Annotated in this window: 22 protein-coding genes; 13 read left to right on the top strand and 9 right to left on the bottom strand. The window is 68.1% G+C overall.

Translation table 11 applies throughout. The features are described 5' to 3' along the window. Positions 1-300: 300 nt before the first annotated feature. Complete coding sequence (locus ABZ803_RS20710; RefSeq protein WP_357040473.1) at positions 301-1,026, bottom strand: SDR family oxidoreductase; 726 nt, start codon at positions 1,024-1,026, stop codon at positions 301-303. A 58-nt stretch (positions 1,027-1,084) separates the two neighbouring features. On the opposite strand from ABZ803_RS20710, the gene ABZ803_RS20705 reads away from it, so the two are divergent. Continuing rightward, on the top strand, positions 1,085-1,618 hold the full coding sequence (locus tag ABZ803_RS20705) for a MarR family transcriptional regulator (RefSeq protein WP_357040470.1): 534 nt from the start codon (positions 1,085-1,087) through the stop codon (positions 1,616-1,618). A 189-nt stretch (positions 1,619-1,807) separates the two neighbouring features. Here ABZ803_RS20705 and ABZ803_RS20700 read toward each other — a convergent pair whose 3' ends face one another. Next, entirely contained in the window at positions 1,808-2,260 is a 453-nt protein-coding gene (locus ABZ803_RS20700) for an anti-sigma factor antagonist (protein ID WP_357040467.1), read from the bottom strand. 130 nt (positions 2,261-2,390) lie between these two features. Here ABZ803_RS20700 and ABZ803_RS20695 point away from each other — a divergent pair, with 130 nt between their 5' ends. Then, a complete protein-coding gene (locus tag ABZ803_RS20695) occupies positions 2,391-2,993 on the top strand; it encodes a TetR/AcrR family transcriptional regulator (protein WP_357040464.1) in 603 nt (200 codons plus the stop codon). A 163-nt stretch (positions 2,994-3,156) separates the two neighbouring features. Here the strand turns inward: ABZ803_RS20695 and ABZ803_RS20690 are convergent, their stop codons facing one another. After that, complete coding sequence (locus ABZ803_RS20690; protein WP_168434088.1) at positions 3,157-3,591, bottom strand: RICIN domain-containing protein; 435 nt, start codon at positions 3,589-3,591, stop codon at positions 3,157-3,159. Positions 3,592-4,039: 448 nt separating this feature from the next. On the opposite strand from ABZ803_RS20690, the gene ABZ803_RS20685 reads away from it, so the two are divergent. Next, positions 4,040-4,264 carry a hypothetical protein gene (locus ABZ803_RS20685; protein ID WP_357040461.1) on the top strand — a complete coding sequence of 75 codons (225 nt, stop codon included), beginning with the start codon at positions 4,040-4,042 and terminating at the stop codon, positions 4,262-4,264. Positions 4,265-4,400: 136 nt separating this feature from the next. Here the strand turns inward: ABZ803_RS20685 and ABZ803_RS20680 are convergent, their stop codons facing one another. Next, the gene (locus tag ABZ803_RS20680) at positions 4,401-4,844 is read right to left on the bottom strand and encodes a pyridoxamine 5'-phosphate oxidase (protein WP_357040458.1); all 444 of its coding nucleotides are present in this window, start codon (positions 4,842-4,844) and stop codon (positions 4,401-4,403) included. Between the two features lie 351 nt (positions 4,845-5,195). Between ABZ803_RS20680 and ABZ803_RS20675 the strand changes: the two genes are divergently transcribed. From ABZ803_RS20675 to ABZ803_RS20665, 3 genes are read left to right on the top strand one after another with little or no spacing between them, the layout of a single operon-like run. Beyond that, entirely contained in the window at positions 5,196-5,552 is a 357-nt protein-coding gene (locus ABZ803_RS20675) for a DUF2218 domain-containing protein (protein WP_357040455.1), read from the top strand. Positions 5,553-5,573: 21 nt separating this feature from the next. Beyond that, a complete protein-coding gene (locus tag ABZ803_RS20670) occupies positions 5,574-5,717 on the top strand; it encodes a hypothetical protein (RefSeq protein ID WP_357040452.1) in 144 nt (47 codons plus the stop codon). A gap of 32 nt (positions 5,718-5,749) precedes the next feature. Beyond that, the gene (locus tag ABZ803_RS20665) at positions 5,750-7,297 is read left to right on the top strand and encodes a subtype B tannase (RefSeq protein ID WP_357040449.1); all 1,548 of its coding nucleotides are present in this window, start codon (positions 5,750-5,752) and stop codon (positions 7,295-7,297) included. Here the strand turns inward: ABZ803_RS20665 and ABZ803_RS20660 are convergent, their stop codons facing one another. Further along, positions 7,298-7,975, bottom strand: a complete 678-nt coding sequence (locus ABZ803_RS20660) for a TetR/AcrR family transcriptional regulator (protein ID WP_357040446.1) — start codon at positions 7,973-7,975, stop codon at positions 7,298-7,300. Positions 7,976-8,264: 289 nt separating this feature from the next. Between ABZ803_RS20660 and ABZ803_RS20655 the strand changes: the two genes are divergently transcribed. The 4 genes from ABZ803_RS20655 (at position 8,265) to ABZ803_RS20640 (ending at position 11,127) form a co-directional block, all read left to right on the top strand. After that, complete coding sequence (locus tag ABZ803_RS20655; protein WP_357040443.1) at positions 8,265-8,408, top strand: hypothetical protein; 144 nt, start codon at positions 8,265-8,267, stop codon at positions 8,406-8,408. A 52-nt stretch (positions 8,409-8,460) separates the two neighbouring features. Further along, on the top strand, positions 8,461-9,753 hold the full coding sequence (locus ABZ803_RS20650; protein ID WP_357040440.1) for an oxygenase MpaB family protein: 1,293 nt from the start codon (positions 8,461-8,463) through the stop codon (positions 9,751-9,753). Positions 9,754-9,844: 91 nt separating this feature from the next. Next, positions 9,845-10,909, top strand: a complete 1,065-nt coding sequence (locus tag ABZ803_RS20645; protein ID WP_357040437.1) for a lipocalin-like domain-containing protein — start codon at positions 9,845-9,847, stop codon at positions 10,907-10,909. A gap of 41 nt (positions 10,910-10,950) precedes the next feature. Next, positions 10,951-11,127, top strand: a complete 177-nt coding sequence (locus tag ABZ803_RS20640) for a hypothetical protein (protein ID WP_357040434.1) — start codon at positions 10,951-10,953, stop codon at positions 11,125-11,127. Positions 11,128-11,207: 80 nt separating this feature from the next. Here ABZ803_RS20640 and ABZ803_RS20635 read toward each other — a convergent pair whose 3' ends face one another. The 3 genes from ABZ803_RS20635 to ABZ803_RS20625 all read right to left on the bottom strand — a co-directional run bounded on the left by ABZ803_RS20635 (position 11,208) and on the right by ABZ803_RS20625 (position 13,553). Continuing rightward, positions 11,208-12,452: a TIGR03618 family F420-dependent PPOX class oxidoreductase gene (locus tag ABZ803_RS20635; RefSeq protein WP_357040430.1), complete on the bottom strand. Its 1,245-nt coding sequence runs from the start codon at positions 12,450-12,452 to the stop codon at positions 11,208-11,210. Positions 12,453-12,571: 119 nt separating this feature from the next. After that, complete coding sequence (locus ABZ803_RS20630) at positions 12,572-13,171, bottom strand: SLATT domain-containing protein (RefSeq protein WP_063049816.1); 600 nt, start codon at positions 13,169-13,171, stop codon at positions 12,572-12,574. A gap of 133 nt (positions 13,172-13,304) precedes the next feature. Beyond that, positions 13,305-13,553: a hypothetical protein gene (locus ABZ803_RS20625; RefSeq protein WP_357040427.1), complete on the bottom strand. Its 249-nt coding sequence runs from the start codon at positions 13,551-13,553 to the stop codon at positions 13,305-13,307. Positions 13,554-14,287: 734 nt separating this feature from the next. Between ABZ803_RS20625 and ABZ803_RS20620 the strand changes: the two genes are divergently transcribed. Continuing rightward, entirely contained in the window at positions 14,288-15,034 is a 747-nt protein-coding gene (locus ABZ803_RS20620; protein ID WP_357040424.1) for a hypothetical protein, read from the top strand. 117 nt (positions 15,035-15,151) lie between these two features. On the opposite strand, the gene ABZ803_RS20615 is transcribed toward ABZ803_RS20620, so the two are convergent. After that, the gene (locus tag ABZ803_RS20615) at positions 15,152-16,543 is read right to left on the bottom strand and encodes an aldehyde dehydrogenase family protein (protein WP_357040422.1); all 1,392 of its coding nucleotides are present in this window, start codon (positions 16,541-16,543) and stop codon (positions 15,152-15,154) included. Positions 16,544-16,706: 163 nt separating this feature from the next. Here ABZ803_RS20615 and ABZ803_RS20610 point away from each other — a divergent pair, with 163 nt between their 5' ends. Beyond that, positions 16,707-17,684: a glycosyltransferase gene (locus tag ABZ803_RS20610; RefSeq protein ID WP_357040419.1), complete on the top strand. Its 978-nt coding sequence runs from the start codon at positions 16,707-16,709 to the stop codon at positions 17,682-17,684. Positions 17,685-17,715: 31 nt separating this feature from the next. After that, positions 17,716-19,014: a glycosyltransferase gene (locus ABZ803_RS20605; RefSeq protein ID WP_357040416.1), complete on the top strand. Its 1,299-nt coding sequence runs from the start codon at positions 17,716-17,718 to the stop codon at positions 19,012-19,014. Positions 19,015-19,020 lie beyond the last annotated feature (6 nt).

The following is a 19,020-nucleotide window of genomic DNA, read 5'->3' as shown; positions in this document are numbered from 1 at the left end:
TCCTCTCAGGCAGCGAAGAACGCCGGTGATACCTGATTCAATCGGGTACTCGCGCCCGCGCACAGGATTGCGATCAGCGCGAACACAACCGCTACGCACCGGCCCGGTGCGCAGCCGGGGCCGGGGCACCGCCACGGATACTCCGCGCCACGGCATTCTCACGCAACGCTGGGATCGGGTGATCGGTTCGCGGGAGAGCATGTGGGGTCTCGTCGATCCGCACCGAGAGTTTCACGGCAGCAATGGTTCAGCACCACCGTGGGACCTGGGCGGCAGAACCAGCCGCCCGTATGCCGGCGATCATCTGGTCGTGTACGCACCGCCGTTGACATGCAGCGTCTGGCCCGTGATGTGCCGGGCGTGCGGCGACGCCAGGAATTCGATCAACCCGGTGACATCGTCCGGATCGCCCGCGCGTTTGTCGTGTGTGGAGTCGATCAACTGCGCGCGTCGTTGCTCGCTCAGCTGCCCCTGGAAGAAATCGGTGTTCGCGATATACCCCGGTGCGACCGTGTTCACCGTGACGCCTCGCGGCGCCAGCTGCGCAGACAACCCCGCCGACCATGCCGCCAACGCCGCCTTCGCGGCCCCGTAGGAGCCCGCAGCGTATTCCGCGCCGATCGAGCCGACATTGATCACCGCTCCGCCGGGCCGCAACCGTTCTCGCAGCGCCGAAGTGGTCAGCACCGCGCTCAGCAGATTCGCCGACAGGTTCGCCTGCCACTGTGCGGCCAGCTCCTCCAACGACTTCTCTTCGGGGCCCCCGCCGGCGAGATCGGTGTTCCCGCCCGCCATGTTCACCAGCACATCGACTTCGGGCCCGACCGACTCGGCGAACCGCTGCACCGCCGATGGCACCGCGGCATCGCACACGATCCCCCGCACCCCGAGCTCACGTGCCGTCCGCTGGAGCCGCTCCTGCGAGCGCCCGGTGATCACCACCTCCGCACCGCCTTCGGCGAATCGCTGCGCCACCCGGCGCCCGATTCCCCCGCTCGCACCGGTGACGACGACCGTTCCGCGCATTCTCTTCTCCTCTCGGTATATTTAGCGCTAAATGTACCGACAGGAGACACTCCCGGCAATGACGCACGAACTGCGGGACGAGATACCGTCCGCTACTCAGATAGCCGCGGCATGGCGCCGGGAGCTGCCCGGCGCGCGGACCGAGTCGATCGAGATACTCACCCCGCTGTGGCGAGTCGCCAAGCTGCTCACCGACGAACGGCAGCGCACCCTCCAGCGTTTGGGCATCGATGAATCCACTCTCGACCTGCTCAGCACCCTGCGCCGGTCCGGCCCGCCCTACCAGCTGACCACCCGCCAGATCGCCGCCCGCAGCCTGGTCACGGCAGGCGCCATCTCCCAGCGCCTGACGCGCGCGGAAACGGCCGGATTGATCACCCGGGCACCCACCTCGGCCACCCGGCGCGGTGTACTGGTCACCCTCACCCCGGAAGGTCATCGGCTCACCGAGCGCGTCGTGCCCGCCCTGCTGAACCACGAGACCACGCTCACCGACCGGCTACCCGCCAGTCAACGCGCGGTACTCACCGCGGCCTTGCACGCGCTCGCGGACGCGATCCGATCCACCGGAGCGGGGGATGCCGCCGGGTGACCAGCGAATGTCACGCACCGGCGCGAAGCCGGAGGAAACACGCCCGCCGAGTCGACCTCCGCCTAGGAGGTGCAGAGAAGGCAGCAACTCCTGCCGTCCGGCACGGGCGGCGATCGCTATCGACCCCCATCGTGCCGAGTCCCGGCGAACCATCGGCCCGCCGGGACTCGATATGATTCGGCTCCCGCGCTATCCGGCGACCCGGCCTCCCAAGGAGCCCCCGCTCGGCACGGAGCCGGCCAGGGCGTCCTCGACCGAGGCGTAGATGGGCTGGAGAGCTTCGAGGTCGAGGAGGGCCACGATGCGGGTCACCACCAATGGGCTGCCGACCACGCACAGCCGAACATTCCGGAGCCGGCATGCCTCGGCCTCCTCGGCCAAGGCCAGCATGGAACGGCAGGCCATGAAGCCGAGGCCGCCGGTGTCGATCACGATGGAGCCCGGCGCCACGGTTGCTGTGACAACCTCCCGCAGCAGTTTGCGCCACGTCGGCAGAGTGTAGGCGTCGACCTCGCCGTGAACGTGGACGATGGCCGCGTTGCCCCGACGTTCGACGGTCGCGTTCAGGCCGGGGAGACTGCCTTCCGGTTCATCGGCCGGTTGTCGGGTGGGATTGCTGAGACCGTGCAGTGCTGTGCTCATATGGGCACACTCGATTCGTTTCGCGCCTAGGGCGCTCGACAGTCGGGCCCACCCTGCATCCTCAAGACAGACCTGTCTCTCTTTACTAACAGAGACAGGCCGGTCTGTACAGCGCTATGGTGACAGGGAGATGGAAACGCCGAACCTTCCACGCGTCGCACCCGCCGCGCCCGCGCGCGAGCGAATCCTCAGCACTGCCTACGCGCTGTTCACGCGTCGCGGTATCCGAGCGGTGGGCACCGACGAAGTGATCGCGCTGTCCGGTGTGGCCAAGGCAACGCTGTACAGGCATTTTCCATCCAAGGACGATCTCGTGCTCGCCGTGTTGCAGCGTCGCGAGCAGCTGTGGACGCTCGGCCTGGTCGAAACCCAGTCGCGGGCGCGTGGCAACACACCGGAAGAACAGTTGCTGGCGATTTTCGACGTCTTCCACGACTGGTTCCAGAAGCGCGAGGATTTCGACGGCTGCTCGTTCATCAACGTGCTGCTCGAGCTGGGCGCCGCGCATCCGGCCGGGCAGGCCAGTATCGGATACCTGGATAATATCCGGGCTATCGTGCGCGGCCGGGCCGAGGCGGCGGGATTGTGTGACCCCGACGATTTCGCCCGGTCCTGGCACATCCTGATGAAGGGCTCGATCATCTCCGCCGCCGAGGGAGATCTGCTGGCCGCCCACCGCGCCAAGCTCATGGCGCGAATGCTCATCGAACAGCACCGCCCCGTCGAGCCATAGCGACGCGGGCGCATCGGCCGACGGCCGCACAACCCACCGGCAGCGCCGGATGCTCCCCCACCTCGTCGCGGGTTCGAGGTCGCCGCTCCTCCGGCCGGGCCCCTGCTCCAGCTGAGCCGCTGATGCAGCGTGCCGCTGATCTTTGTCCCTGTATCGGACCTGGTCATGGACGGTGGAACTGCCACTGCTGGATATCGCTGGTGGCCGCGTAGCGCGTCAACCCGATCTGCTCGGTGCCGATCTCGTGGCCCGGCAGAGCCAGAACGAACTCGGCGGCGGGCCAAACGGCGATGCGGTAGCGGGCGGGATGGACTTCGTCGGTGCTGATCTGCCATCCCATCGGCGTCCCACTGCATTCGACATGAACCCCCTCGGACACCAGGCCGTCGCCGAGTCCGAGCCGGGTCCCGGTGCGCCCGTTGGTGATATACCAGATCCCTCCGCCGAATTCCGGCGCGCTCGACAACAGCCAATGCTGCCAGCCGTCCTCGACACTTGCCTCCCCCACTACCGTGACCTGGTCAGCGCTGTCGAGCGCCAGCACATGGCCTGTGCCGACGTTGACGATCCGATACACACCCTCGCTCAACTCAGCCATGATTCGTCGTCCTCGCCATGTGGACACATCCCGCATACCACTGCCGACAGCAACTGCTCCGATGGAACCTCGACCGTGGTGGCCGGTCGCTGATCGCGAGGGTTGCGGTTGATACCGAATTACCCGCCCCAGAGCCGGTGAACCACCTCGACAGACCGGAGTTCGCCGGGCGCCCCCGCCGATCCTGCGCAGCCACCGGCACTCGTCCCATGCTTGGCCACCACCTTGCGCGCCGGGTGCGCCTCGGACCCATACCGGTGCCCAGAGCCGCTGTCCCGCTCTCACTCGACCTCCGACGAGTTCTGCCGCGAATAACCCTCGACATCGCGTGCGGTCGCCCAAGCCGGGTATGACGCTCGCACAGCGACCATCGCACGTGCACGACCACCCGAACGCGGCGCGAAGCGCCGCAACTCGGCTACCGCCAGGACGATCGAAGGAGAGCGCCATGCCGGTGCTACACCGCACCTACCTCGTCCGCCTCGACCCCTCCCTGCGCGGCGAGAATGCGACATCGAAAGGCGTGCGGGGGAAGTTTCTCGACTGGCTGCGAACCGACGCCGAGGTCGTCGAGCTCTGCGGCGCGGATCGCGTCGTCATCTCCTGCTCACCGGAGACCGCCGACGAAATCAGGGACCTCGAGTACGTCCTGGACGTCGCGCCCCACGCGTAGCGTATCGGCGAGCCACACCCGGCCGCGCTGACAGCCGGGCGGAGAGACAAGCACTTCCGGAAGCCGCGCGAGGACCGGTCCTCGGCGCAACGGGACACTGGTCGGCGCAGCGCACTACCGGGCGCTGCGAAAAATATCAGCCGTTGCCATAGATGCGGTCCGGCAGGACCAAGACCACTGCCCGGCGTTCTGCGGCCATCACTCTGTCGTACTCGTCCCAATCCTCGTGCACGCCACCGGCCGCGGTGAACACCTCGCGCAGCAGAAGCCGCAACCGCTCGGCATCGACGTCGGGGGCCGGGTCGTCGGGACCGGAGATCCACACCGGCCCCTCGACGGCGCACCATTCCCAACCGACGCGAACCACGACCGTGGCACGCGGCCGGGCGCGCAGATTGTCCAATTTCCGGGCAGCGCCGCGCACCACCATGCCCACCGCGTCCGCACCGGTCACCGGGTGTCGCAACACCCCGGCGTTGACCACGGACGATTGCATCGTGCGGTCGGCTCGCAGGGTGAAGACGACACAGAGTCCGTGGTCGCCGGTGATCAGCCGGGCGAAGTCCGCGAGATCGGTCACGCCGGAAGTCTACGTAGTCGAGTCGGCACGGCGGCCCGAAACACGGCACGGGCCGCCTGCCCGATGGAGTACCGGGGAAAACCGGCGGCTGGTCGTACAGCGCGGTCGCAGCGTGTGCTGAGGGTTCGCTGTTGGCGTCGACGGGGTGTGTGAACGGCAGCGGCCCCGGGTAGTGCTGACCATGTCGTCGCTGCGTCGACACTGCCCGAGGCCCCAACGATGTGTCGCGTTCCCCATGGGCGACAGATTCACGCAAATGTTGAGCAATCCGAAGGCTGGTGCCGTCATGGTCTCGCAGATTCTGGATGCCCGTGCCGTCTCGCACACCGGATCCCCCTCGCGGGCCGCGTCATGACCGCGGGCGGCTCGTCCACCGCGTCCCGGGCGGTGGTTCGCACCGATCGGCCGGAGCGGTACGGCAAGCAGTTGGTGTCGCATCTGGGGCGGCGCAACGGCGGCGAGTGGTCGGCGCAGTCCTCGTCGGGTTGGATCGACTTGGACTCCGGTCGCGCGATGGTCACCGCGCAGGGGGGCGAACTGCATCTGCGAATCGAGGCGGCCGCCGAGGACCTGCCGCGCCTCGAGGACGTGCTCGCGAGGCACCTGGTCCGGTTCGGCGAGCGCGACCGGCTGAGCGTGACGTGGCAGCACGATCCCGCCGCCGCGGAATCGACCGATCCGAGCGGCGACCGCCCGTCGGAGGACTGACGCCTACCGCGAGGAGACGCCATGACCGGCCCCGGCGAAGACGCGGAACCGATCACCGACCTCGGATCCGCGCTCCGCAGGTTGGCGCGCCATCCCGGTCAGTTGACCGAGACCGACCACCCGGTGGCACGACGAACTACGGCATTCGGTGACACGCCCTGGTGAAGACCCGGTTCTCCGACCCGAAAGGAATGTTCGTGCGACGCAGAACGATGCTGGCGGCACTGGCCGCGGTGACCGCGACCCCACTGGTGGCCTCGGGGTGCGACTCGCGACAAGAGCAGGACACCGAGTCCGGCGAATCGGACGCCCTGCGCTTCGACCCCGAGCGGTACAGCATCGAAGCCAAGGCGGTCGCCACCGCCGATGGCGAGCGGCGGATCACCTACCACCAGTACAAGGGCATCGTCTACATCGCGAAACCGGTGGACGAGCAATACCAGAGCCTGACCGTCAGCGTCCCAGTGCAGATCGACGGCAGGGCCGTGGACGCGAGCAGGGCACCGATCCTGCTCAGCAACAATATCGGCGGATACATGTCGTCCTCGGTGACCAAGTCCGGCGGCACGCCCGGTGGCCTGCCGTCCGGCGCGGCCCCGCCCAGCGGCGCGGCGCCGGGCGGATCGGGCGGATTCGACGAGGACACGAATCGCACCGGCAACCCCGACCTCGCGCTGGCCGCCGGTTATGTGGTCGTCGAGCCGGGCGTGCGAGGGCGCGATCTGGTCGGCTCCGACGGCGTCTACTACGGGGTCGCGCCAGCGGCGATCGTGGATCTGAAGGCGGCGGTGCGGTATCTGCGGCACAACAGCGGGCGGGTGCCCGGCAACACCGATTGGATCATCTCCACCGGTGTGAGCGCGGGCGGCGCGATGTCGGCGCTGCTGGGCGCCTCGGGGGACAGCGACCGCTACCACTCCTACCTCACCGAACTCGGCGCGGCCGACGCCTCCGACGCCATCTTCGCCAGCGCCGGCTACTGCCCGATCACCGACCTCGAGCACGCCGACATGGCCTACGAATGGAACTGGGGCGCCAACCCGCCGCCGTCCGGTGAACAGCTCGACCAGACGGTGTCGCGGGAACTCGCCACAGCCTTTCCGGCCTATCAAACGTCACTGAATCTGCGAGGGCGCAACGGGTCCGGAGCGCTCACCGCCGACAACTACGCCGACCACCTGCTGCGCACCTATCTGCGACCGGCGGCGGGCAAGTACCTGAAGGCACTGCCGGACTCCGAGCGCGGCGCCTACCTGGCCGCGAACCCATGGCTGCGTTTCGACAACGACACCGCGACCTTCACCTGGGCCGATTACCTCACCCACGTCGGCGCGCGCAAGAAGAACGTGCCCGCCTTCGACGCTTTCGACCTGTCCTCTGGCGAGAACAACGAATTCGGCAACGGCACCACCAAAGCGCGCCACTTCACCCTCTACAGCCTGCGCCACGCCACCGGCGATGCGAACGCGCGGCTCGACAGCGACCTGCCGGACAAGATCGAGTTGATGAACCCCATGTACTTCCTCGGCCGGGACAATCCCGGCCGCGCCCGGCACTGGTGGATACGCGTCGGCACCAAAGACTCCGACACCTCCCTCACCGTCGTCGGCAACCTCGCCGCCAAGCTGGAGAATCTCGGCGCGGACGTGAACGCCGCCATGTATTGGGACGCGGGCCACGGCAGCAACGAAGACGCCGGGGACTTCATCGCCTGGATTCGCGGCATCACCGGCTACGCCCGTTAGCTACGCCCGATTCTCTGTCGGGGCGGGGATGGTCAACAGGCCGAGAATCGCCCGAGCCTGCTCCGCGGTCGGCGTGGGCAGGCTGCCGCGGCCGTGGATGAAGCCGATGCCCAAGTACACCATCGCACCGGCGCGCAGCCGTGCTTCCTCCGGCGCGAAGCCCAGTTCCAGCATCGCCTTCTGCACCGTTTCGAAGATCTGTTGATCCAGGGCGCGCACCGTCGCGGCAACCTTCGCATCGCTCCGTGCCCATTCGCGCACAGTGGCTTCGGTGGCCCAGGTGCCTTGGTCGATGAGATTGGCGGCCATGTTGGCGATGCGCTGCTCGACCGGAACGGACTCGATCGCGCCGAGCGCGCGGATGATCTCGGTTTGCAGCGCGCTCCAACGGTCGGCCATCGCCTCCATGAGCTGTTCGATATCGTCGAAATGCCAGTAGAAACTGCCTTTGGTGACACCGAGTTCCCGGCACAGCCGGGGAATCTTGATGGCGGAGACGCCTTCTCGGGCGAGCAGTGCCAGAGCGCCGTCAACCCATGCCTCGTACGAAAGCCGCGGCGCGCGGCTGCGGCCGCGTTGCTGCGCCGCCGCTTTCCGGGAGCGCCGCGGTGCGGAGTTCGTGGTGTCCACGTCGGGAGGCCGGATGCTGTCGCCGGCCGGTAGGCCGTCGGCTGTCATCGGTGCGGCCCCATGTCGGTGGAAATCACCACTCGATGGTAGGTGACCCCGTCACGGGGCCACTTCAGCGCGGTGACTGTCCGCTGCACCCGTCTGGCGATGGTGCCGTCTCTGCCGGTCACCGAGTTCCTTTCGCGATCATTCCGCACGGACGCGATTCTTCCATTCAAAATGGTACCGATAACTATACCCAATGGTATGGTCACCTGGCGTGGGGTGGCGACGAGGCCGCCCGAGAAGGGTTCGACGATGAGACTGCGGAGCAACTTTCGTCGGCGAATCCAGGGAGATGCACGCCGCCAGCGCCGATCCACACGCGGAGCTGATCGAAATACCTCATCTCACCCACTACTTGGTCGACCAGCCCGAGGGTCTCGGGCAGATCATCGAGCACTCGCGGTCCTGGCTGGTCCGGCGCGAGTTGGTGGGCTGAGCAGGCCGGGCCGAACGACCCGGACCGCATCGGATACCAGGAGAGGTCACCCATGTCAGTGGAAGTCCCGCCCGCGGGCGCGGATGTCGTCGCGCAACAGCCGTCGGTGAAGTGCCCGACCGCGTTCCGGTACTGGGAAGCGCGCCGGTCCCCCAAGGTTCGGCGCCTCGAGCGTCTGTTCGTGAAAGTCACCGGGAAAGAGCTGTTTCCCACCGACGCGCAAGCAGTCGCGTTGTGCGAGGACTTGTTCACCGGCGATCCGGTCGCGGAACGGTTCGTCGCGGAGGTGATGCACGGCGCGGCAGGCCCCCAGGCCGGACGACGGATGCTGGAAACCGCCATCGCCGCGGGCATCGACGCCGTACCGGACGCACCGGAGTCGATGCGCGCGCTGTTCGACGAATTCGAGACGGTGCCCGAGTGGGTGGTGCCCGACCTGGTCGAGCAAGGCGCGGCGATCTGGCGACGGTGGGGCACGATGCTGTTCAGCTTCGCCGGCGCGGAAACCCTGGAGATGTACACCGAGGCCGCCGTCGCGACCCCGCTGTCGCTGGCCGGTGGCTACGCCGGGGACAGCGCGCTGCGCCGCTTCCTGGAGACCACCCGCTTCTGGATCGATGTCTCCGAGCCGCGCGCACTGCTTACTCCGGGATCGGCGGGACGTGCCACGGCACTGAAGGTGCGCATCATGCATGTCTCGATCCGCGCGAAGGTCGCGGGCCATCCGGAGTGGGACATGGACAGGTGGGGCCTGCCGATCAGCCAGACCTACCAGATGCTGACCCTCCTGGGCGGCAGCGTCACCCCCGGCCTCGGATTGTGGGCGCTCGGCTATCAGACCACGCCCTCGGAAATCCGCGCGCTGCTGCATTTCCAGAAGTACATGGGATACCTGCTCGGTGTGCGGCTGCGCTGGTACCCGGAAACGGTCCTCGACTCGCTGCGTGTTCTCGCCATGACCATCGCGTCCCGCTCCTACGACGCCGGTAAGCACGGCGCGGAGTTGATCGAGTCCTACCCGGTGGCGTTCGCGCCGCGCGACGGCCACCGCGGGCTCACGCGACTGCGTGAGGCGTACAACTTCCGCATCAACTCCGTGTACTCCGCGATGTACATGGCTCCGTGGACCCGCCGCCGGTACACCATGCCCCCGGCGTTTCCCTGGATCGGCATTCCCCTCCTGCGTTTCCCCCTCATCACGGCGATGGAGATTGTGCGCAGAACCTTCCCGCCCTTCGCGCGGGCGCACGAGAAGTTCATGCTCTGGCACCGCGAGAACTGGTACCGCGCCCAGATGCAGGGCCGCGAAGCGGCTTTCGACGCCGGCGGGGCACTACGCCGATGACCTCCGCGGCGGTCGCCCCGCGCGCCGCCGCGTCCGCGCCGACCCCGGACCCGATGCGTCACCGTCATGTCCACCGACACCGAAAGCAGTTATGAGCACCGCAGAAATCGTCGAAGTGTGGAATGGGCCCGGCCGCCGGGACGGGGTACTGACTTCCGTCGAGCCCCAGCACAACGGACTTCACCCGTCGCCGAGCAAATTGGCGTTCGAGCACTGGTACTTCGACGCTCACCTGGACACCGGGCACGTGGTGATCGGCTTCCTGACCAAGCGGCGACCGGAGGATCTGCCCAACGCCAAACCATGGGTGGAGATGATGGTGTACGCCCCGGACGGCACCCGCCGCCAGGTGTCGCGGCGGTACCCGCGGGCGGCGGCGGTGTTCTCGGCCGACACCTGCGACGTGCGCATCGGCGCCAACCACGCCCGCACCGAGTACCCGGCGGACGGGCTGCCGATTCACCACCTGCACATGGCCGAGGACGGCTTGGTCTTCGACCTGCGATTCCACAACGAGACCCCCAGTTGGATGCCGGGCAAAGGCGAGACACGCTTCGGGACACGGGGTTCGTTCGGGTGGGTCGTCGCGGCGCCGCGCGCCCGGGTGAGCGGCGCCATCGAACTCGATGGCGTCCGCCACGAAGTCACCGGGCGTGGGTATCACGACCACAACTGGGGCGTCGGCGATATGAAGAAGATCATCGACCGCTGGCACTGGGGGCGGCTCTACGTCGAGGACTATTCGCTGCTCTACGCCTCGGTGCTGACCCAGCGGCGGCAGGGCGGGCACGAGATCAGTCCGCTGATGCTCGCCCGGCACGGTGACATCGTGTTGTCCACCGGCGAGACGGTGCTCACCGAAGGTCCGGCGCGATTCCACCCGATCGCCGGTCGAACGTACCCGGAATGGATCGAACTGCGCGTGCCGGAGAGCGTGGATCTGCGCTTGGTCGTCGAGAAGGTCATCCATGCCCACGATTTGCTGGACGACATCCCCGTCGCTCGATCACGACTGATCAAACCGCTGGTGCATCGGCTGGTCGGCCATCCCGGCTACTTCCGGTTCGAGTCGTCGTTCGAATTGACCGTCCACACCGGGACCGGCATCGAGACGCGCACCGGCTCCACGTTGCACGAACTGGTCGCCCTGGCCTGACCCCGGCCCACCACCCAGCTCCCGGAGACGAAGACCAGCCCATGACGAACACCCGTCCCGCTGTGCCGCGGACTCGCCCGATACGGGTCAACGGCTGGGGAGTCCCCGATCCGGCCCTGCCCTGGGGTGTGCGTGTGGGCAGCGGAATCGGCCGCGGAATCGGCCGCAGCGGCATCGAAGCCGACACCGAGGAGAAGACCGTCCACAACGGACTGTGACCCACCGTTCGCACCTTCGCGTCGGCTCGATGCGGTCCCCGGATCGCGCCGACGGCCGCCCGTCCGCGGGTCGCGTCGGCTCAGAGCCTTCCGACGACTCGGTCGGGAGTCACCCGTACGGTGACGATCGGGATGTCGCCGTAGGCGGCCGCGGCTTCCGGGTTGTGCTCGGCGTAGGTCATCCCGGTGTATTTGAGCGCCAGCCGATCTCGCACTTCCGAGCCGCCTTCGTCCAGGGTGGCGGTGCCGCGGATCGCGGCGTAGGTGTAGGGCTGTTCGGGCGGGGTGACCAGCACGCTGACGCGAGGGTCGCGGCGCAGGTTGCGCTCCTTGCGGCTACCCGCTGCTACCGCGAAGAGGACGTCGTCGCCGTCGCGGAGTATCCACACCACCGACTGATGTGGGCTGCCGTCGGGCTGGACGGTGGACACGATGCCGAATACCGGTGAGTCGAGGACCTGCCGCAACCTGGCCGGGGAAACGCCGAGCGCCGCCGGTTGCAGACGGCCGAGCAACTTCGTTGTCTCGTCGTACAGTCTCGCGGCCGCCGCGGTATCGAACGCGGGTCCGTGGACGTCCACGGGTTGTCCCTGGACGATCGCGGTCAGTGCCTCGGCCGGCGGATCGTCCAGCACTTCGATGATCGGGCCGATCGCCACGTCGATCGGTTGCGCGGTGCGGCGCAGCGTTTCGATCCGGGCCGCCATCTCGGCGTCGTAGTCTCCGGACAGGGCGGTGTTCACCACCCCCGGATGCAGCAGTACATAACGCACCCGGGCCGATGCCGGTCTGCGCGCGAACTCGATGCCGAGCAGGTCGTTGAGCTGTCCGCCCTGGGCGAGAGCGTGCATACCGTGGTAATCACGCTCGTGGCCGAGGTCGTCCCAGCGGATCTCACCGGTGCCGCTGCCCGGACCGGCCACATTCACGATCACCGGGTTCGCCGCGGTGCTCAACAGATCGCCGAGTTCGTAGCTGAGCACGAACCGGCTCAGGTAGAACAGCGCGAAGGTGTATTCGAAGCCTTCCGTGGTCACCAGCCGGTCGGACCGGTAGTGCCGAGCACACAGCACCAGGGCATCCACCGTGGTGAACCGGGCGCGGATAGCGTCGATCGCGGCGCGAGTCGCCGCGATCGAACTCAGATCAGCCGGCACGAAGTGCGCGCGGCCGACCGAACCGAGCGCCTCGGCGGCGGCGAGAAATTCCTTGCCTTTCAGCGGGTCTCGCCCGATCACCACGACGACGTCCCCTGCGGCCAGGCGGTCGAGCGCGACAGCCCGGCCGATCCCATCGGTCCCACCCGCGATCACGACATGCTTCATGGACCGAAATTTAACCGATGAGTTCATTTATGTCACCTCATTGGTACATTTCAGCTGATCAACGGATTCAGGCTGCGGGACAGCTGCCGCCGCGCGCCCACCGTCGGCACCGCCGGGGTCTACCTCCGATCGAATCTGCCCATCCGCGCGGTGACCGAGGGTTGCGATTGGCCGGCCCAGCTGTCCGTTTCGTGGGCGATCACCTCGTTGACCCGGTAGGAGAAATCCCTCAGCAGTCCCATCCGGCGGTCTATCTCCCCGTTGGAATTGGCGGCGGCCCGCGAGACGGACGCCCATTCCAGTTGGAAGTCGCACAACATCGCGTTGATCGACTGCGCGCTGCGGAGATCGCGCATCCACGCGGTGGAGACGCCGAAGAAGCGGTCGAATCCGGCGCCTCCGGCCGCGCAAGCGAGCAAGACGTATCCCCAGCTCGGGTCGATCGCGTGCACTCCGGCGGTCGTCAGTAACGGCACCAATATTCCGAGTAGGCCCAGAACGAGCGTCGTCGCGGTGAGGGCCAGGCTGGTTCGCCGCTTCGTTAGGCTGTCCCTCGAGTACCAATCGCGCGCGTCTATGGCATACGCCTCGACACGTTGGAACAGCCGGGCAAGGGTCTCATCGGAACTCGACCAGTCGGCGGATCGGAGGTCCAGCGAAGGCGGCACTCCGAGGTCCTGCGAGCGATCCCCGCCGATGGGCGATCGGTGCTCAGTCACGGCCGTACTGTATCTCCCCTACCTCCCCGGGTTCATCTTTCGGCCGTTCCACCGGTCGATCGCACGGCGTTGCGCACTCCCGCGCGTCGCCGGCCCGGCACATGCAAGGTCCGGCACTGCGCCGCAACGGGTTTCAGCGAAGGGCCGGATGACCGGCGCTCCCCTCCGTCGAGTCGGTCACCCCACCCCGTTCCCGCACTCGCGCGTACCCCTTCGCGGTTGCCGTGCGCCGGAAGGTGGCGCGCTCGCGATAGCCGGGCACGACGTCCTCGGCGAACACCGCCAGCCGCGCCTGTGCGTCAGCGGCGGACTCCTCGGCGCGGACGGGAATTCGGAGTTGGTAGAGCGACTGGTCCCGCGGCGCGGTTGTGTCGTCCTGCATGCTCTAGCTCTCGGGGAAGCCACCTTCGCCGAAGCCGAACACGGGGCTTCGGTCTGTCCCGGCCGAGGGACGGCGATGTCGAGCAGCACGGCGTGACCGCTGGTCCAGGCGAGGTACCGGTCGTCGAGCAGCCTTCGCGCAGAGTGCAAGTCGGTGGCGACGATCACCGGGCCGCCGGTCGGCAACCGGTCGACACGCGATCCGGTCTCGATCGCGACACCCAGTTCGGTTGCCCGCGTATTCATTCGCTCTGCCACCCGCTGCCATCCGCCCCGCACCCAGCGGACCGCCAGAACGCGAGGGCCGAACACCCGCCTGGAACAGATCCAGACGAAAGCCGCCGAAAGATACCCCGTCTCAGCGTGATACGTGACAACACTGATCCTGATGGCCATCCAATCGGCTGTGCGCTCATCCCACCGAGCGACCGCCCAGCTCCGGAAGTCCACATCGACCGGTGCCGCCAACCGGCTCCCGCCAGCACGGAAGTCAGCAGGATGTGACACCTGCGCACAGCAGAGCGATCGAGTCCGCTCGGACCCTGGCAGCGAGAACTCGCGGCGTGGCGGTGCTGGTAATCGGATCGCGCTGATCGCAATCATTCATCGAACGCTGCCCGCCTCTTAATGTCCGGATACCCCCTTCTGCCGGGCCGCGCTCGCGGACGACCGCGGTCGGGGACCGCCATATCCGCCTCGGTTCTCGACGCCGAACCATCCTCGATTCGGAGCGAAGTGCAGCCAACCCCGTGGTCAGCGAAGGACACTCGGCTCGAACGAGTACCGAGCACGGCGCCGGGAAGGCTCGCCGGTCTCCGGGCGGACCTGTCGACGCTGGACGGCCACTGGGGTTATCTGAGCGCAGCGGTCGGCAGCGTTGTCACACTGATCCTGCTGTTCCAGCCGTGGCTGCGCGCCGCGGGGGCGGACGGCAAAGCCAGTGCCAACGCCTTCGGCCGGATCACCGCGACCACCTCGTTCCTGAACACCTGGTCGTCCGAGCAACCGCCTACCGCCCGCATCAGCGGAGCCCTGGCGTTGCTTTCCGCCGCCGCGGTCGTCGTCACCGTTTGCCTGGTCGCGGCGAACCTCCGGCTTCGCACCGACACTTTGTCGCACGGGGCGACGGTTTCCACCGTGACCACCGCGGCTCTCGTCTTGCTGACGGTGCTCTACATCAACAGCAAGGCCCCCGAGTTACGCGCCATGCTCGCCCGGACCACCGACCTGGGTGGGCAGATCGGAATGGTGACGAGCTGGGCCTTCGGCAATGGCAGCCTCATCGCGCCGGGAATCCGGCAGGTCTCCTACGACACCGCCGGACTCACCCATTGGCCCCTGCTGGCCGGCGTCACCTCGCTGGGCTCGGCCGTCACCGCCGTCGCCCAATGGGCGTACAACCGTCCGGCCATTTCTCTGCGCCTGCCGTGGCGCAGCGCCGGGGATCGACCGGCCCGGCGAGACGAGCGTCAGCCCACATAACGCTTCAGGGAGCACGTCCGGCCCACCCGGTGACCGCGTCGGCGCATACCCGTTGCCCCGCAGGGCGACCGGCCGCGCGCGATCTCCCGGCTCGGTGGCCGCACCGTGGGGCATTCCTCAGTGGGGCGCCGGGCGCAGGTGCACGACCTTTGTCCGAGTCATCTCGTCGAGCAATTCGGGTCCGTAGCCGAAGCCCGACCCGCTGGCCCGCCGGGGGTGCGCCGCTCCGCCGGGCGCCCCACCGAACACAGCGTTGATCTTCACCGTGCCGACCGGCAATTCCCGCCAGGCCTGCTGGGCATGGGCCATCGATGGAGTGAGTACGGTCGCCGCGAGCCCGTAGTCGTCGGCGGCGGCCTCCGCGATGCCCTGCTCGAACGTGTCCACCCGCCGCACGGGCGCGACCGGACCGAAGGTTTCCTCCCGCATGATGCGCATGGTCGAATCGCAGTGCGCCAGAACGGTTGCCGGATAGTGCGCACCGGCGCCGTCGGGCACCGCTCCGCCGGTCAGCAGATCGGCCCCGAGGTCCACCGCGTCGCGCACGTGGGCGTGGACCTGATCGCGATGACGCCGGTCGACCAACGGCGCGGTCTTCCAGGACTCGGCTTCGGCGACCAGCGCCGCCAGGAAGGCCTCCGCGACATCCCGGTGCACGAAGATCCTTTCGACGGACACGCAGATCTGGCCGGAGTTCGCGAACGCGCCGAGCGCCGCCTGCCCGGCGGCCCAGACGGGATCCACGCCGGCGTCGACGACGAGCGCGTCGTTGCCGCCGTTTTCCAGCAACGCCTTGGCGCCCGTAGCCGCCACACTCTTCGCGATCGACCGCCCCGTGGAGGTGCTGCCGACGTGCGCGACGACGTCCACATCGGTGCGCGCGGCGAGCAGCGCGCCGATCCTCCCGTCGCCTTGGACCGTCTGCAACACCCCCTCGGGCAGCGCACGGGCGAGCAATTCACCGAGCAGACCGCCGGTATGCGGTGCGCGTTCGCTCGGCTTGTAGACGACCGTGTTCCCGGTGGCCAGCGCCGCGCCGAGCAAGCCGCAGGACACCGCGACCGGGTCGTTCCACGGTGTCAGCGCGACGACGACGCCGCACGGCTCCCACACCATGAGGTCGGTCGCCCCGAAGTCTCCTTGCAGGGTCTTTCCCCGGTGCAGTGGCCCAAGCTCGGCGTACTGCTCCAACGTCGCGGCACCGGTCAGCACACCTTGTTCGCCTTCGCACCGCGGGCGTCCCGTTTCGACACAGTTGAGCTCGGCCAGCTCGTCGGCGCGCTCGCGCAGCGAGGCGGCACCGGCACGCAGTGCGGCGGCCCGCTCCGCCGACGCGGTGCGCGCCCACGCCGACTGGACCCGATTGGCCAGCTCGACCTGCCGATCGATCTCCGCGAGGCCGGTCATGGGCACACGGCCGACGGTGGCACCGGTGGCGGGATCGAGTATCTCGATGATTTCGGTTGCCCGATTCTCGGGGGGAAACGTGACAGCGTTCGGTGCGCTCATATCGCGAGCCATTGCCTGGCACCCCCTGTTCAAACTCGTCGGCACCGCGGTCCGCTTCAGCGGCCCCGGGAAGCGACGGCACGCGCATGTCGATAGCTGACAGATTGCTAACAGGTGCGGGAACCAGGTTTGGTCGCGGGAGTTATCGGCAAGAGCTACCGGCATGGCCGCAATCACCGAACGGCTGACCGTGCTGTTGTGGCACGTGCACGGCTCATGGACGACGTCGTTCGTCCGCGGGCCGCACCGATACCTGGTGCCGGTGGTGGACGGCGGTGGCCCGTGGGGGCGCGGACGGTGCGGCCGCGACTGGCCCTCCATCGAGGAGGTGCCCGCGACGGCGTTGCGCGACTCCGAGCCGGACGTGGTCGTTCTCCAGCGCCCGGAGGAAATCGACCTCGCCGAGCGATGGCTCGGGCGTCGTCCCGGCGCCGACATTCCGGCGGTCTACGTCGAGCACAACACGCCACGTCCCAGGGCGGCCACCACCAGGCATCCGCTGGCGGATCGCACCGATATCCCGATCGTGCACGTCACGCATTTCAACAACCTGATGTGGGACAGCGGACGCGCGCCCACCCGGGTTGTGCCGCACGGCATCGTGGACCCCGGCGCGCTGTACACCGGCGAACTGCCGCACGGCGTGGCCCTGATCAACGAACCGATGCGGCGCGGACGAATCACCGGAAGCGATCTGCTGCCCGACTTCGCGATGGCGGGACCGGTCGATGTCTACGGCATCGGAGCCGACACCTTCACCGCCGACCGGCCCACCGCTCATCCGATTCGCGGCATCGGTGACCTCCGGCAGTCGGCATTGCATCCGGAAATGGCGCGCAGGAGGGTGTATCTGCACACCGCGCGGTGGACCTCCCTCGGATTGTCGCTCCTGGAGGCCATGCACCTGGCCATGCCGGTGGTCGCCCTCGCCACCACCGAGGCCGTCCGCGCGGTGCCGCCGGAAGCCGGTGCCCTCTCTTCCGACGTCGCGGCGCTCACCGCGAAGTTCCACGAATTCCTCCACGAACCCGATCTGGCGGTGCTCGCGGGCAAGGCGGGACGGCAGTTCGCGCTGGAACATTACGGCCTCGAGGTCTTCCTGCGCCGGTGGGATTCCCTCCTCGCCGAGGTCACCCGATGAAGGCCGTGTCCCGGAGACAGAAGGCGGAATCATGAAGATCGCGATGGTGTCCGAGCACGCCAGCCCACTCGCCGCGCTGGGCGGGGTCGATGCCGGCGGACAGAACGTTCATGTGGCGGAACTGTCCGCGGCCCTGTGCCGACAGGGGCACGAGGTCACCGTCTACACGCGCCGGGAGGAGGCGCGGGCGCCGCACACTGTGACCACCGAACAGGGCTATCGCGTGATCCGCGTCCCGGCCGGGCCAGCCCATCCCCTGCCGAAGGACGAATTGCTACCGCACATGGGCGATTTCGGCGCATTCCTGCGAGCGCACTGGCGGCATCAGCGCCCAGACGTGGTGCACGCGCATTTCTGGATGTCCGGCCTGGCCGCGCTGCGAGCCGCTCGCCCCGCCACCCTGCCGGTGGTGCAGACCTTTCACGCGTTGGGTGTGGTGAAACGCCGCCATCAGGGGGCGAACGACACCAGCCCGGCCGACCGGGTGCGCCTCGAAGGATTGATCGCCGCACAGACCGACCGCATCATCGCCACCTGCACCGACGAGATCTTCGAATTGGCCAGGATGGGTGTGCCACGATCGCGGACCTCGGTGATTCCGTGCGGCGTGGATCTCGTGCAGTTCACGCCCGACGGACCGCGCGCACCGCGGTCGGCCGCGCACCGGGTGGTCAGTGTGGGCAGATTGGTGCCGCGCAAAGGTTTCGACATCGCCATCACCGCGCTCACCAGCTTGCCCGACACCGAGTTGATTTTGGTGGGCGGCCCGGACGACGGCGACGTGGCCGATGATCCCGAAGGCAGGCGGCTGCTCGCACTGGCGGCGGAACTCGGTGTGCGCGACCGGCTCCATCTACTGGGCCAGGTGCCGCGGACTCGGATGGCCCCGCTACTGAGGTCGGCGGACGTGGTCGTGTGCACGCCGTGGTACGAACCCTTCGGCATCACACCGCTGGAAGCGATGGCTTGCGGGGTTCCCGTGGTCGCGACCGCGGTCGGAGGTCTCATCGACACCGTCGTGGACGGGGTGACCGGCAGGCTGGTCCCACCCCGGGCACCGGCGGAGCTGGCCGAAGCGGTCGGCGAACTTCTCGCCACGCCTGCGATCGGGCAGAACTACGGTCGCGCCGGGCGCGAACGCGTCGAAGCGCGCTACTCGTGGGACCGGATCGCCACCGAGACCCTGCACGCGTACCGTCGGGTGGCCGCCGCGACCGTACGGGCGCAGAACGAAAGCGGGCCCACCGACGGCCGCGCCGGGGACGGTGACGGGCTTGCCACCGGGTCGTCCTCGATAGATCACGGCATTCCCGCGAACGGCAACGGGTAGGCGAGA

Origin of the sequence: Nocardia sp. NPDC047648 (assembly GCF_040642815.1) — a bacterium.
GTDB lineage: Bacteria > Actinomycetota > Actinomycetes > Mycobacteriales > Mycobacteriaceae > Nocardia > Nocardia gamkensis.
The sequence above is the reverse complement of the archived record's forward strand: the minus strand, read 5'-3'. Positions and strand labels throughout refer to the sequence as shown.